The organism is Paenibacillus sp. FSL M8-0228, from assembly GCF_038007385.1.
GTDB classification, from domain to species: domain Bacteria; phylum Bacillota; class Bacilli; order Paenibacillales; family Paenibacillaceae; genus Paenibacillus; species Paenibacillus polymyxa_D.
The window spans coordinates 1,668,637-1,683,119 of the sequence record NZ_JBBOXA010000001.1 but is presented as its reverse complement, the minus strand read 5'-3'; the positions used below and the strand labels follow the sequence as shown (position 1 = coordinate 1,683,119).

General features: G+C 44.6%; 14 protein-coding genes. 2 read left to right on the top strand and 12 right to left on the bottom strand.

Features of this window, described 5'->3' with window-relative positions; translation table 11 throughout:
- Positions 1-105: 105 nt before the first annotated feature.
- Both MKY98_RS07730 and MKY98_RS07725 read left to right on the top strand, forming a co-directional pair.
- Positions 106-513, top strand: coding sequence for a hypothetical protein (locus tag MKY98_RS07730; protein WP_029516516.1), 408 nt, complete (start codon positions 106-108; stop codon positions 511-513).
- A complete protein-coding gene (locus MKY98_RS07725) occupies positions 510-1,577 on the top strand; it encodes a phosphodiester glycosidase family protein (protein ID WP_029516515.1) in 1,068 nt (355 codons plus the stop codon). Before MKY98_RS07730 ends, MKY98_RS07725 begins: the two co-directional genes overlap by 4 nt.
- Positions 1,578-1,675: 98 nt before the next feature.
- Here MKY98_RS07725 and MKY98_RS07720 read toward each other — a convergent pair whose 3' ends face one another.
- The 12 genes from MKY98_RS07720 to MKY98_RS07665 form a co-directional block, all read right to left on the bottom strand.
- Positions 1,676-1,924, bottom strand: a complete 249-nt coding sequence (locus MKY98_RS07720) for an AbrB/MazE/SpoVT family DNA-binding domain-containing protein (RefSeq protein WP_013309439.1) — start codon at positions 1,922-1,924, stop codon at positions 1,676-1,678.
- A 375-nt stretch (positions 1,925-2,299) separates the two neighbouring features.
- A complete protein-coding gene (gene trmL, locus MKY98_RS07715) occupies positions 2,300-2,764 on the bottom strand; it encodes a tRNA (uridine(34)/cytosine(34)/5-carboxymethylaminomethyluridine(34)-2'-O)-methyltransferase TrmL (protein ID WP_029516514.1) in 465 nt (154 codons plus the stop codon).
- Positions 2,765-3,003: 239 nt separating this feature from the next.
- Entirely contained in the window at positions 3,004-4,095 is a 1,092-nt protein-coding gene (gene serC, locus MKY98_RS07710) for a 3-phosphoserine/phosphohydroxythreonine transaminase (RefSeq protein WP_029516513.1), read from the bottom strand.
- Positions 4,096-4,360: 265 nt separating this feature from the next.
- On the bottom strand, positions 4,361-5,785 hold the full coding sequence (gene glnA / locus MKY98_RS07705) for a type I glutamate--ammonia ligase (RefSeq protein WP_029516512.1): 1,425 nt from the start codon (positions 5,783-5,785) through the stop codon (positions 4,361-4,363).
- A gap of 271 nt (positions 5,786-6,056) precedes the next feature.
- The gene (gene aroF / locus MKY98_RS07700) at positions 6,057-7,094 is read right to left on the bottom strand and encodes a 3-deoxy-7-phosphoheptulonate synthase (protein WP_023987802.1); all 1,038 of its coding nucleotides are present in this window, start codon (positions 7,092-7,094) and stop codon (positions 6,057-6,059) included.
- A 262-nt stretch (positions 7,095-7,356) separates the two neighbouring features.
- Positions 7,357-8,313, bottom strand: coding sequence for a 4-hydroxy-3-methylbut-2-enyl diphosphate reductase (locus MKY98_RS07695; protein ID WP_069012821.1), 957 nt, complete (start codon positions 8,311-8,313; stop codon positions 7,357-7,359).
- Between the two features lie 111 nt (positions 8,314-8,424).
- Positions 8,425-9,903: a sensor histidine kinase gene (locus MKY98_RS07690; RefSeq protein ID WP_029516510.1), complete on the bottom strand. Its 1,479-nt coding sequence runs from the start codon at positions 9,901-9,903 to the stop codon at positions 8,425-8,427.
- Between the two features lies 1 nt (position 9,904).
- Positions 9,905-10,594 carry a response regulator transcription factor gene (locus tag MKY98_RS07685; protein ID WP_069012822.1) on the bottom strand — a complete coding sequence of 230 codons (690 nt, stop codon included), beginning with the start codon at positions 10,592-10,594 and terminating at the stop codon, positions 9,905-9,907.
- Positions 10,595-10,743: 149 nt separating this feature from the next.
- Positions 10,744-12,330, bottom strand: a complete 1,587-nt coding sequence (locus MKY98_RS07680; RefSeq protein WP_029516508.1) for a S1C family serine protease — start codon at positions 12,328-12,330, stop codon at positions 10,744-10,746.
- Between the two features lie 195 nt (positions 12,331-12,525).
- Entirely contained in the window at positions 12,526-12,834 is a 309-nt protein-coding gene (locus MKY98_RS07675; protein ID WP_069012823.1) for a hypothetical protein, read from the bottom strand.
- An 84-nt stretch (positions 12,835-12,918) separates the two neighbouring features.
- On the bottom strand, positions 12,919-13,494 hold the full coding sequence (locus tag MKY98_RS07670) for a 3D domain-containing protein (RefSeq protein ID WP_013309429.1): 576 nt from the start codon (positions 13,492-13,494) through the stop codon (positions 12,919-12,921).
- Positions 13,495-13,555: 61 nt separating this feature from the next.
- Positions 13,556-14,437: a putative sporulation protein YtxC gene (locus tag MKY98_RS07665; protein ID WP_069012824.1), complete on the bottom strand. Its 882-nt coding sequence runs from the start codon at positions 14,435-14,437 to the stop codon at positions 13,556-13,558.
- Positions 14,438-14,483: the final 46 nt, after the last annotated feature.

Sequence of the window (14,483 nt, the reverse complement as noted above, 5' to 3'; positions counted from 1 at the left end):
TTTTTATACGACTATTTCGCTTTTGCGAAATAAATAGGCCCATGATAGAATTGGAACTGCAAATAAAGACTGGAAATTTGACTTTACACGGGAGTTGAAAATCGTATGCAAGCTTCACCTGAACGTCCTTCTGCCGAAGCTCGGCGGAGCAATTCAAGAAAGGGGTTACCCATAAAGGCTTTTCTGCTATTTTGGTTCATTCTTATTATACTAGGTGCTCTCGCAACCTATCTGTATAGCAATCACTTGAAGCAGCAAATGCTAAACGAGATGCAAACCCATACAGACCAACAGATTCAAGCACTCAAATCTGACTATGAAAAGCAACTGACTGCTCTTTCCAAGGAAGTTAGCGGATTGCAAGGCAAAGTCCAGTCCTTCAATGAACTACTGACCTTCACGAAGGATAATGCAAACAATAAGACCGATAACAGTAATAAACTGTACACCCAATTAAACGAAGTCAAGCAGCAGCTCAATACACTTCAGAAAAAAATGGACTTGCTAAAATGAATGTAGACGCAAAACAAGTGAATCGGTTCTTTATGTTGGCCCTTGCTCCTTTTATCGGTTTGTTAGGGTGTATTTTGTTAGTGCATCCCTCATTGAGCTTTCCTGGGTCTACTTCTTCAAGTCTGCAAAAAGCTGAAGTCACTCTACAAACGCAATCAGTAGGCAAGCAGCTTGATGAAGCCAAGCAAACGGCAACGTACACCTTATCTACAATTCGCCGGACTTCTGAGCTCTACAAGCAAACGACCCAAACGATGAATCAGCTTGTCGTGACTGCCTCTACGCAGTCCAAGCGGCCCGCGGTCATCTATGATCGACGCATCACCGCCAAATTGGGGGTTCCCTATGAGCGGGTAGATAGCAACCGGATTACCATTGAATTGTTTAAGGTAAACCCGGGAATTTATCATGGCTACGCTATGAAGGTCAAACTTAAAGATCCTACTGCTATGAAAATGTCTTTGGGAAGTGACAAATTGGGTGGCTCCGAAACCACCATGCGTGCAGTCTTGAGACACGGAGCTATTGCAGGCATCAATGCAGGCGGCTTTGCGGATGGAGACGGCAAACGCTATCCATTAAGCACTACTGTCTTGAATGGCCACTACCTTACTGGCTTTCAGTCCAGTTTTAAGGATTTATCCTTCGTCGGATTGAGTAACGATGGCAAGCTTATCGGTGGCAAATTTTACAGTCAAGGTGCACTTGACAGCTTAAAGCCTACCTTTGGGGCTACCTTCGTTCCCGTCCTGCTGCAAAGGGGACAAAAAATGCCTATTCCTGACAAATGGAAAGTCTCCCCCAAGCGGGCCCCACGTACGGTCATTGGCAACTATAAAGATGATCAGTTGCTCATTATTGTCGTAGACGGCTACAATGAAAGCGGGGGTTCGGGCGCGACGCTCGAAGAACTGCAAGGAAAAATGTACAATCTAGGTGTTCAAGATGCCTATAATTTGGACGGAGGCGGTTCCTCGTCGCTTATACTTAACGGTCGAGTCGTAAACAAACCGTCAGATGGTAATTTGCGTCCAGTCCCTACTCATTTTTTGTTCTATAAATAGTTATGTGTAGTCTGCTACCAAATTAAATATGCTTGCCGACGTACGTCTCTATCCGAAAAAAAGCATCACGAACGAATGTCGTGATGCTTTTGCCTCATTTAGGAGGAATACTGTGTCATTTCTGTCAGGCATTGAGCACAAATATAACGGTCTTTGAAATCGTTCACTTGTTCTACTGACCCGCAGAATACACATTTTGGACGGTAACGCTCCAAAATAATGTGGTCACCCTGAACCAAAATTTCGACAGGATCTCCCTCATTCATTTGATATCTTTTACGCAGTGACTTAGGCAAAACTATTCTCCCCAGCTGATCAACTTTACGTACCACACCGGCAGGTTTCATCGTGATCGTACACCTCTCCTATTGAGTAATAACTTACAATTTCTTACCATGCGAAAAACTAGGTACAAAGACACTATTCTTTATGTAGTATTCGCTGTCTTTTTGTCGAATCCTGCTGATCACAGGAAATTTTATTACATTTTTTCATAAAATCATGAACCATATCAAAGTATGGTACAGAATGTCTATAATATTTTTATCGACCGGAAAGCCAATTATTATTAGCCCTAGTTGAGAAATTTCGCAAATTTTTGACCATACAAGCTTGATTTAAGCTCCACTGTCATATACTTTTGAGCAATAAAAGTGAAACTTTTATTAGCAACTAAGGTCCTGGTTCTTTATTCGCATTTATACTTGTTCACCTGATGCTCTTTATGATAAATCCAGAAAATCCATTTGTCTCAGCGCTTCATATACGATAATTGCAGCGGAATTCGACAAGTTTAGAGATCTTACTTTATCAGACATAGGCATCTTGATACATGTATCTGGATTAGCAGCTAACAATTCAGGAGGCAAGCCTTTCGTTTCCTTACCAAATACCAAAAAATCTCCATCCTGAAATGCAATATCACTATACCGCTGATTTGCTTTGGTCGTCGCATAAAAAAAGCGACCTTCCTGATATTTCTCCTGCACTTCAGCAAAAGACTCGTGATATTCAATGTGGACAGCGTACCAATAATCAAGTCCGGCGCGTTTTAACGTGGCATCGTCGGTACGGAAGCCGAGTGGCTTCACCAAATGCAGATGAGTTCCGGTTGCAGCACACGTTCTGGCAATATTCCCTGTGTTGGCCGGGATTTCCGGCTCGACAAGCACAATATGTAATGGCATCTCGTTTCGTTCCCTTCATCATTAAATTCATCAGACAAATAACCTACAGTTTAACCAAAGTGTATACATTGAAAACATACACATTCTTCTATTTTAACAAAATCAGACAGATATGAACATCAAACGACAAAAATTTCAACCCACACCACTAAAAGCCTTCCCCTATACACATTCAGGGAAGGCTCTACATTTACTTTTTCGATTTCAAATATCGTGTATCGAAATATATGTCGACGTAATCAACTGTTACGTTGCTTGAATCCGTCCATAAACTCGGCTAATGCTTGACAGTTCTCCAATGGAACAGCATTGTAGATCGAGGCGCGAAGCCCTCCTACGCTGCGATGTCCCTTCAGTCCGATGAACCCGGCCTGTTCGGATTCCTTAATAAATTGTTTTTCCAGATCCCCATTCGCAAGGCGGAAGGTTACATTCATAATAGAGCGATCAGCGCTGTCCACACAACCACGATAGAAGCCTTCGCTACTGTCAATACGGTCGTATAGCAAAGCAGCCTTCTGCTGGTTCACACGCTCAATACCTTCCAAACCGCCTTCTTCCTGAATCCATTTCAGCACTTCATTCACCATGTATATGGCAAAAGATGGGGGGGTATTGTAGAGAGAGTTATTTTTTTCATATGTGCTATAACGCAACATGGTAGGAATATTGTCCGGTGAGGAAGTCAGCAACTCTTCACGGGCAATCACGACCGTCACACCAGAAGGTCCCAGATTTTTTTGTGCGCCAGCATAAATCAATCCAAATTGAGTAACATCAAAAGGCTTGCAAAAAATATCACTGGACATGTCCACAATCAATGGTACGGAACCCGTATCCGGAAATTGCTTAAATTGTGTACCTTCAATCGTTTCGTTGGACGTCATATGCACATAAGCAGTATTCTCAGGCAAGTCCAAGGAATCCACATTCGGAAGACGCATGTACTTCTCATCAGCGGAGGATGCAGCAATATGAGCCTTGCCCAGTAGCTTGGCTTCTTTATATGCCTTGTCCGACCAGCTACCTGTCATTACATAGCTCCCAGTCTGTCCTTCGCGCAAGAAATTTAAAGGTAGCATTGCAAACTGCGTACTTGCGCCCCCTTGTAGGAATAACACCTTGTAGCCCTGTGGATTGCCCAGCAGAGATAACAGACGTTCCTGCGCCTCATTATGAACAGATTCATACACAGCTCCACGGTGTGACATTTCCATGATCGACATCCCTGTTCCCTGGAAATCTACGAATTCAGCTTGTACACGTTCCAGTACTTTGAGCGGCAATGCCGCTGGTCCTGCATTAAAATTGTAGGCTCTCTTACTCAACAAATTCCCATCCCTTCTCTACTCTGGTGTGGATATTATCGCTATGATAGCAGTATTCATAAATGCGTTCAAGACTTGTATAAAAATGTTTTCAATTTCATTTATGATGTGACAAAGTTGTGAATGTTAACATATTTAACATCTTTATTCTGTGATTTTCACTTTAATATTAAAAGGTCCCCGGCATAAGACCGGAGACCTATTTTGAATAACAAGTGTTACCCGTAAGCTAATGTTTTTTATTCAAAGCAGCTATGCTATCGACTTATTAGCAGTCAAAATACAGGCTGTATTCGTGTGGATGAACACGGATGTTCACCGATTTAGCTTCAGAACGTTTGAGCTCTACATAGTTATCAATAAAGTCCTTCGTAAATACGCCGCCTTCAGTCAAGAATTCGTAGTCAGCTTCCAGAGCGTCCAGAGCCTCATCCAATGAACCAGGTACGCTACGGATTTTACCTTTTTCAGCATCAGACAGCTCGTAGATGTTGCTGTCAAGTGGACCATATCCCAATTCGATTGGGTTCAGTTTGCGCTTGATGCCATCCAGACCCGCCATCAGCATTGCTGAGAAGGCAAGGTAAGGGTTAGCCGTGGAGTCCGGTGTACGGAACTCGATCCGACAGCCTTTAGGAGTAACAGCTGCTACTGGAATACGTACAGCCGCAGAACGGTTACCTTTGGAAAATACCAGGTTAACTGGTGCTTCGTAGCCAGGAACGAGACGTTTGAACGAGTTGGTGCTTGGGTTGGTCAAAGCGATCAACGCAGGTGCGTGGTACAGAATACCGCCAATGTAATGAAGAGCCATTTCGCTCAGATTAGCATAACCACCTTTTTCGTAGAACAAAGGAGTGTCCCCATCGAAAATAGATTGGTGAACGTGCATACCGCTTCCGTTATCCCCAAAAATCGGTTTCGGCATGAATGTTGCCACTTTACCATATTGACGAGCTGTGTTGTGTACAATGTATTTATAAACGAGCAGGTTATCTGCTGTTTTCTTGAGTGTGTCAAAACGGAAGTTGATTTCCGCTTGGCCTGCCGTAGCTACCTCATGGTGATGGCGCTCAATTCTCAGACCTGCTTCTTCAAGCAAACGGCACATTTCACTACGGATATCTTGTTGGGTGTCTACTGGCGCTACAGGTACATATCCGCCCTTCACTCCCACTTTAAAGCCCAGGTTGCCGCCTTCTTCCTTACGGTTCGTGTTCCAAGCTGCTTCCTCGGAATCTACGAAGAAGGAGGAGCTATTCATGCCGCTTTCGTAGCGTACATCATCAAAGATGAAAAACTCGGACTCAGGTGCAAAAAATGCTGCTGTGCCGACTCCTGCGGATTGCAGAAATTCCTCAGCTTTTTTTGCAATGCCGCGAGGATCGCGGTCGTATTTTTCGCCATCTGGCGTAGCAATGTCACACAGAATATTCAGTGTAGGATGCTGAGTGAAAGGGTCAATAAAAACCGCTTCTGCATCGGGCAGCATAACCATGTCGGATTCCTCGATGCCACGATAGCCGGGAATGGAAGAACCGTCGAAAGCAACACCGTTAACAAATGTTTCTGCATCTACTTCGGAAGCTGGCAATGAAATATGGTGAGCACGACCAGACAAATCTACAAAACGAAAATCTACCCACTCAATATTATTTTCCTGAATTGTTTTCAATACGTTTTCAACGGACATGTCTTCTTCCTCCCAATTTTTCCGAACATTAAGTCTTATACAACCCTGAAATGTTCATGATCGAATGTTTTTTTCTGTCGTCATTATAAATCTCAAACATGACACGGGTCAATAGCTATGTAAGGTATTTTTTAAACTAATGTTAGATATGCTTACGCCCTTGATAACATTTGGATAGCACAAAAAGCCCGAAACATCGGGCTTTTAGGCAATTTAAATCTCATTACTGCGTTGCAGCAAAACTTTTATGCATTAATGTTAAACATTGGTTTTAGGCAATGGTACTAGGCGTGTGAAATGTTTTCCCCACAGCAGGAGCCAATATTTCCAAATCTTTTAGTAAATCTGAAAATTGATCCGGGAACAGGGATTGCACACCATCACCCGTCATCGAGTTGTCGGGATCTGTATGCATTTCAATAATTAGTCCGTCCGCTCCGGCAGCAACCGAAGCCTTCGTCATAGGAACAACCAATTCACGTCTACCCGTGCCATGGCTAGGATCAGAAATAACTGGCAAATGGCTCAATTGTTGCAACACAGGGATCGCGGACAAATCGAGTGTATTTCTGGTGTAGGTTTCAAATGTGCGGATACCGCGCTCACACAGCATAACATTCGGATTGCCACCTGCCAGGATGTACTCGGCAGCATTCAAAAACTCGTCATAAGTCGAGCTAAAACCGCGTTTGAGCAACACTGGCTTGCCGCAAGTTCCCAACTTGCGCAGCAGATCAAAGTTTTGCATATTACGTGTACCTACTTGCAGGATATCGGCATATTCCGCACAAATGTCTACGTATTCAGGTGTCATGACCTCTGTGATGGTCAGGAGGTCGTGCTTTTGGCCGGCCTCAGCCATCATGATCAGTCCTTCTACACCAGTTCCCTGGAAGCTGTAAGGCCCTGTACGCGGCTTAAAGGCACCTCCACGGAGAACTTGCGCACCTGCTGCTTTGACCAATCCGGCAATCTCATCTATCTGTGCAGCAGACTCAACGGCACATGGTCCACCCATAATGACAAGCTCGCCCCCACCGATATTTACACCTTTAATGGAGATAACCGTATTTTCCGGATGAAAATCACGGCTGGCCAATTTATAGGACTTCGATATTTTAACCACATTTTCTACGCCTTTCATTTGACGCAGATGTTCAGCCAGCTTGGGCTCTACGCTACCGATCAGTCCGATGATCGTGCGATCCGATCCCCTTGATACATGAGCCTGCAATCCTTCTTTCTCAATAACTTCAACAATAGCTTGAATATGCTCTTCAGGTGTTTGAACACCAGCGATAACGATCATTTTTTTCTTCCTCTCTATGAAACATATTTTATTAACCAGTAATAGATTGATATTATGACACTTAGACGCTTGTTCGCTTTTAAGCTTTTATTCGTTAAAGCAACTATACCTGTTTTAGCTATACTCGTCAAGGTTTAATTATCCCGAATTATTCAATATTCAAACTTAGTGAAGCTTACCGGATAATATCTATAAATTTAAACAATTGAAAAGCCGCTATCCGGATGGTTGTATCCGAATAACGGCTGTAATCAATTGCATACTATTTCGTCGTTTTTGACTTCTCTCGTACAGGAGGCAGCAGTTTTTTCATATCTATGGTTCGCTGAATCTCCCACGTATCCGGGTTAGCCGCATCATACTGCTCCAAATACGTAATAACCTCTTTGGTAATCAGTGTCGGCGTTGAAGCCCCAGAAGTCACAGCCACTTTGGCTACGCCCTCAAGCCACTCTCTCTTCAGCTCGCTTACATCAGAAATACGATAAGCTGTTGTACCAGCAATTTCCTCCGACACCTGAGCCAATCGGTTTGAATTGTTACTGCGTGGATCACCGACAACGATCACCAGATCCGCCTGTCCAGCTTGCTCAGCTACCGCTTCCTGACGTACCTGCGTCGCCAAACAGATTTCATTGTGTATCTCAGCACCCGGGAACTTCTCCAGCAGCTTCTTCATAATGTGCTTGATATCCCATTGGCTCATGGTCGTCTGATTCGTGATAAGGATTTTGCCAGCTGGCAACGTAAGACTGTCGATCTCTTCTTCCTTTTCAATCAGATGAACATGGTCAGGAGCAATACCGATAGCTCCCTCCGGCTCTGGATGATTCTTTTTGCCAATATAAACAATCTGGTAGCCTTCGGCAGACTTCTCCCGAATCAGATCATGCGTTTTTGTGACGTCAGGGCAAGTCGCGTCTACCGTAGTCAGCCCCTTGTCTCGTGCCAGCTTGCGTACCTCTGGTGATACGCCATGAGCAGTAAAGATAACAGTGCCGCTCTCTACCTGGCTTAAAATCTCCATACGGTTCGGGCCGTCCAGTGTAATAATCCCTTCGTCTTCAAAGGAATTCGTGACATGACTGTTATGCACGATCATGCCCAATATATAAATAGGCCGGGGTAAGTCCAGATTTCTGGCTGCCTGACGAGCCAATACCATGGCATCGACTACGCCGTAGCAGTAACCCCGGGGCGAAATTCTGAGTACTTCCAAAATGAGCCCCCGCTTTCTTCGACACAGTATACAGCTCCGATAACTCGGTAGCTGTGGGCATCCAAGCCTTTACCGGCCAATTCTATGATGTAGTTGCCTTCCTATTATAGCCTATTCCAAAGGCGCGGAAAAGCTGACCGGAAGCCAGATGACAAATGTCGTTCCTTCTCCTTGACGCGTAACCACTTCCACAGACCCGTGATGTTCATCAATAATCCACTTGGCAATAGACAGCCCCAATCCAATTCCCTCTGTCACCCCGCGCGACTCATCTGCCCGGTAAAAGCGGTCAAAAATAAAGGGAACCTCACTCTTGTCCATTCCAATGCCCGTATCACTGATCCGTAGCCCTACCTGTCCTTGATAAACAATGGCATCAAATCGGACCGTGCCTTCAGGTGTGTATTTGAATGCATTATCAATGAAAATGAATAGCATTTGCTGTAAATAATCCTTGCTCCCATCCATATAAATACCATTCAGCAACGAAAAATCTCCCACATTCCATTCGGCCGTTCGCTCTAAAAACTGAGCACGACGGGCAACCTCACTTACAAGGGGTTCCAGCGCAACGGGAGTCTTATCGAACGTTTTCCCTGTGTCTGCTCTCGCAAGTGACAACATATCACTCACCAAACGACTCATCCGTTTGCCTTCATCTGCCATGTCATTTAATGCCTCCATAGAAAGCTCACGAATCATCTCTTCATCCATATTCGGTCGCTCTCCTGGTTCGGTAGTCCACATTTTGAGCAAAAAATCAACGTTGCCACGGATCGTCGTTAGCGGCGTACGAAGCTCATGGGAAGCATCAGCCACAAAGCGGCGCTGTGCACCGTACGCATCTTCCAACTCCTTGTAAAACACCTCTGTACGCCCCAGCATGTTGTTAACTGTCCCGATTAATTGTCCAATTTCATCTGGTGGTCCGTCATATTCAATCCGAACACTCAAATCATTACTGGATTGAATCTGATTTGCCCCCTCAATTACCTTGACCAGCGGCTTCATAGACTTGCGGGCCAGAAAGAGACCTGAAGTCGCAGCAGCAAGTAATGCAAACAACGAACCATATACAAGCACATTTTGCAACCTGTTCATGAGTCGATCCTGAGAGCCCGTGAATTGTCCTACCTGTAGCAACCCGACTACCAAGCCCAACTCCTCGGACTTAATGGGCTGTTGGTAAATCATAAAGGTATCCCCATTTACGTTCACACGCCGGATTCCCTCATTTTGAACTGCTCCTGTCGCTGTAGATGGAACAGGGAAGGTGATATTGAGGTCTTTCATGTTTTGGGTGGTTTTGGTAACACCTGATGTATAATTGTAAATTTGTACATATAGCTGTGAATCATCAATTCCACGTTCTTGCACTAAACCCAAATCCAGATTGGGGACTTCAAATAACCCCCCTTTAATTGTAAGCAGTAGCTGCTTGTTAATCCGTGGCGCCTGAGTCGTAAGCTGACTTTTTACTTCATTGTATGTGTAATAATAAACCAGTCCGTAAATAGCCAGACCAAAAATGACAAGCACTATAGCCAAGATGCTCGAATACCAAGCTGTCAGCCGCCACCGAATAGACATATTACACATCACCTCTTAAAATGTAGCCAGCTCCCCGAATTGTACGAATGAGACGTTTACCGCCATCCTGCTCCGTTTTTTGTCGTAGCATGGCAACATATACTTCGAGCACATTCGATTCTCCGCTATAGTCATAGCCCCAAATTTTGTCCATAATCAGATCACGCGACAGAACACGCTTCGGGTTTTGCATGAACAAATGGAGCAGTTCAAATTCTTTGGCCGTCAGTTCCAAGCGTTTGCCGCCACGAACCACTTCACGGGATTCGTTATCCAGTTGTAAATCCTCGAAGGTAAGTCTATTTCCGTTATTGCCCTGTTGTTCGGTTTTACGCCGCAAAAGCGCTCGCACTCGTGCCAGCAACTCCTCCAGAGCAAACGGCTTGACGAGATAATCATCGGCCCCTAGATCCAAGCCTTTAACCCGATTCTCAACCTCATCCTTGGCTGTAAGCATTAGGACAGGTACCGTGCTCCCCCCCTCCCGCATGCGACGGCATACCTCAAAACCATCGACTTGCGGCATCATTACATCCAGCACGACTACATCAGGCTCAGCTGTCAGCATTTTATTTAATCCCTCTGCTCCATTGGCGGCTGTCAGCACTTCATAGCCTTCAAATGCCAGCCCTCTGCGCAGCATGGAAACAATTTTTTCATCGTCATCAATGATCAAAATAGTAGAACGCATACACGATCGAACTCCTTTATCTCTTCTTTTCCCTCTATTGTAGCAGGAGTACACGCGCGTAGCATCTCGCTACTTCATACAGCAAGAAACGGAAGGGATCTTCCTTCCGTTTCTTGCGTGCACATGTTCATTTTTGTAAAGTTATCATCTTATTGCTGGAGCGTCGAGCTAAAGTCATTTTTGTTGCCAATTTTCAGTTGAACATCTTTTTTCTGCCCAGCTCGTTCGATGTTAAGCGTCAGTGCTGTACCCACTTTTTGTTTTTGAATGAACTGGATCAGCTCTTGTGATGTGCTATAAGGCGTGCCATTGGCTCCGATAATCACATCGTAAGGACGCAGATCAGCCTGATAAGCTGGTGATTTGTATATAATATCCCGCACAACCGAGCCTTCGGTCAGGGTTGTTCCCAGTTCTTTGGCTACTTCAGGACTCAAATTTAACAGACTTGCACCAATGAAAGGCACAGGTTCTTTAGGGATAGGCTGGTTATTTTTCAGCTTATCGACGACTTCCAAAATCGTATTGGACGGAATCGCAAACCCGATTCCCTGTGCGTCTGCACTAACAGCTACGTTCATACCGATAACTTGCCCTTGCAGATTTAACAGCGGTCCACCAGAGTTACCAGGGTTAATGGACGCATCCGTCTGAATGAGATGCTTGTATTGCGTCGGTTTTCCAGTTGATTCACTATTAATGGTGATCGTACGTTCTTTCGCACTTAGCACCCCGGCTGTTACCGAATGCTCAAAGCCTTCAGGGTTGCCAATTGCGACCATCCACTCGCCGACTTTAGCGTTATCGGAGTCACCCAAAGTTACTGTCGGAAAGTTATTTTTGCCTTCAATTTTAAGTACCGCCAAATCAAGATCAGCATTTTTGCCCAAGACTTTGGCTTCGTAAGGCTTATTAGTTCCCTCTACTGTAACCTGAACCACACTCGCCCCTTCAACAACATGGTTATTGGTTAGGACGTAACCCGATTTATCAAAAATAAAACCGGAACCAATACCAAGCGGAGTCAGCTGTCCGCTGTTGCTACCTTCATTTTCATTACTGTTACCGCTGCTGCCACTGTCACCATACTGATTACCGAAAAAGTATTGATACAGCGGGTCATTGTAATAAGGGCTACTTTGTCTGCCGCTGCTGCCACTGGTTTGTTTGGCAAGCGTTTCGATTTTGACGACTGCCGGTCCAGCCTTAGCCACAACAGATTGAACATCAGCGGTACCTGAAGGCATCACAGCCGGAACTGCGCTTGGAGTCGAACTGGTTGTTCCTGAATTAGTCGTTTCTCCGCTTTCAGCTGCCGCCGAAGTCAACGCCGTCTCGGGTGTGAACATATTTGTTCGGTCAGCTGTATACATCAATACTGTAATGACCAGCATCCCGGCCAAAAAAGATAAGAAAATTGTTTTCACCTGCGACTTGGGCTTATTCGGTTTGAATTGCCAGTTGCCGCCATTTCGACCCGAACCATCCTGTTGCTCAGGCATAGCACGATGGTATGAGGGAGGAAGGGGTCTTACTGCCTGCGGTGGCGTGATCTCAACATCTTTTTCCACCGACTGCCCTTCCTTACGTTGTCCGTCCGATTGAACTGAAGAAAAAGGGCCGTAAGAATAATAATATGAGGAACCGTTCGAATCGTTTTGCCGAGTTACGTTATCGGTATCAACCTGATCGTTGTCGTTCCGGCGTCCGGAGTTATTATTTTTAAATTCGTCCATTGTATATCTCCTCCCAAACCCTATGCTTCAAGGTGGTGTTGTTTAACTGACTTTATTTTGCACTTTAAACCTTAATTCCACCTTAAAAACAATTAAAAAGGAGATAAAACCTTAGACCTATTTGTACCTAACCACTTTACTCAAAACGAAATGCCCCGGATATAATCCGGAGCATAATCGATTGTATATGCTTTTTTATTTCGTGTTAAAGTTTTCGTCGAACTTTTCATTCGGTGTTTGAGCATTGTTTTGAATTTTGTTGCGACTAGAGTTTTGAACTTTTTGTGCTACTGCACCTGTACCGCCTTGATCTGTTGCAAATTCTTCATCATACTTCTCATTTGGTGTCTGGAAGTTGTCTTGAATTTTATTTTGTTCAGACTGCTTTACCTTTTGTGAAACAACACCTACCGTATTGTCTTGTGCAAATTCCGCTCTGAACTGATTTCCTGTGCTTGCATTGAAGCCTTTGTTCGTGAAAGAACTTCCGCCTTGATTTGGCATAATTCTCAACCTCCCAGTATGTTTTGTGGGATAAACTCATCCCGCAACATAGTATGTGATGTTGGAAAAAACAATATTCAAGGATTATATGGAAGCATCCAGTGTCGCGGTCGGAATGGTTTTATGCGTTTCTATCGCCTTTTGGAGCGATTTCACCATCTTTTCCGTACATTTTCCGTTACCTTTTTTTATAATTTGAACATCCACATCTTTCTTGCCCCATTCAGAATACACCTGCCGGGTTGTTTTAAAATACAAATCAATTTTATTGCCCTTAATCGCAGAACCTGTATCTGCTACAATCCCGTATCCATAACCAGGAATGTACAATATGCTTCCCAAAGGAAACGTTTTGGGATCAGCCGCAATCGTAGACAGCGTGTTCTTGTCACGACGCACTTTTACACCGGAATACGTAATACCGTAACCGGGATGACTTGGCCGTTTGCCAGTCGATTCATAGCCTGCTGTATATCCTGTTGCTGTGACCGTCATGGTCGTAATAACCTGCTCTTCACGTGGAGCTAAAACAGGTGTGGACTGCCATTTCTTATGCTGGACCGGTTCTTTGTGACCGTAAACTTCATTGCCGGGCAATACCAGACAGGTTGCGATTAACACGGTTCCCAAAATCCGTTTCCATACCAACATGGATCTCATAAAAAACCTCCCCTTGAGGCAAAGGCTTTCCAGAAATCCATTGGTTTATACGAACAGATTATTATTTTTGAACATCCTGACCTGGATAAAATCTGCTCAGCTTCACTTTATCTTCAAAAATATGCAGGAGTGTCCGCACTATGGGGGTGTGCTCATCGTCTGTATGCAATATAATGGAAGCAGGAGAAATCGAAATAAGGGTGCTCACGATTCGATCCTCGACCTCCATTTCCAGTTCAATGCCTGGCATCTCGACAATGATGTCATCTGCATCGGGAGTCGGTATCGGCACCATGGCACTATCCAGAATCGTAAAATTATGTCCGCCTTGGTGAAGTACGTGTACGAGCGGAACTTTGCTTTCCTGAAAAAAAACAAAATATTTAAGCAACCCCATAAATTCTTCGTATTGCCGATCTGCCCAGAATTCTTCCATGGCATAGTCGACGATTTCTTCAAGCTCTTTTTTATACGCATGGAGCCTAAATTGAATCAGTCCTTCCAAATTGATCACACGAAGCTCCTTAAAATCCTTCTCCAGGAGAGTGGTCAGCTTACCATGACGCTTCAAACGACCTCTCGGGCCATCATCGTTTAACAGTGAACGAATCATACTGCGAATTTGCTCTGTATCCTCTTTCTCCAGCAGCGAACAGGCTTTGGTGAGAATGAGATTAAGCAGCCCCCACTCCTTGACCTCGATAATATAATCCGCTATTGCCGAAGACATGATGCTGTATACACAGGGGAGAAAGCTTTCAAACGCCGAATTGCTTTCTGTGCCCTTGCAGGTCCATGCCACTTTGTTGTCCAGCTGTCTGAAAGTGAATCGAAATCCGCGCCGTGACATATGTAGCCCCTTTGTTCTACTTTTGACCACTTCGTAAAACCGGTCGGTTTCCTGATCTCCGTTTGTATTGGTCCACACTGTAAACAGTTCCATTGGCTCACTCCTTTCGATCACTGCTTTCAGTATATGGCGGCCTCTG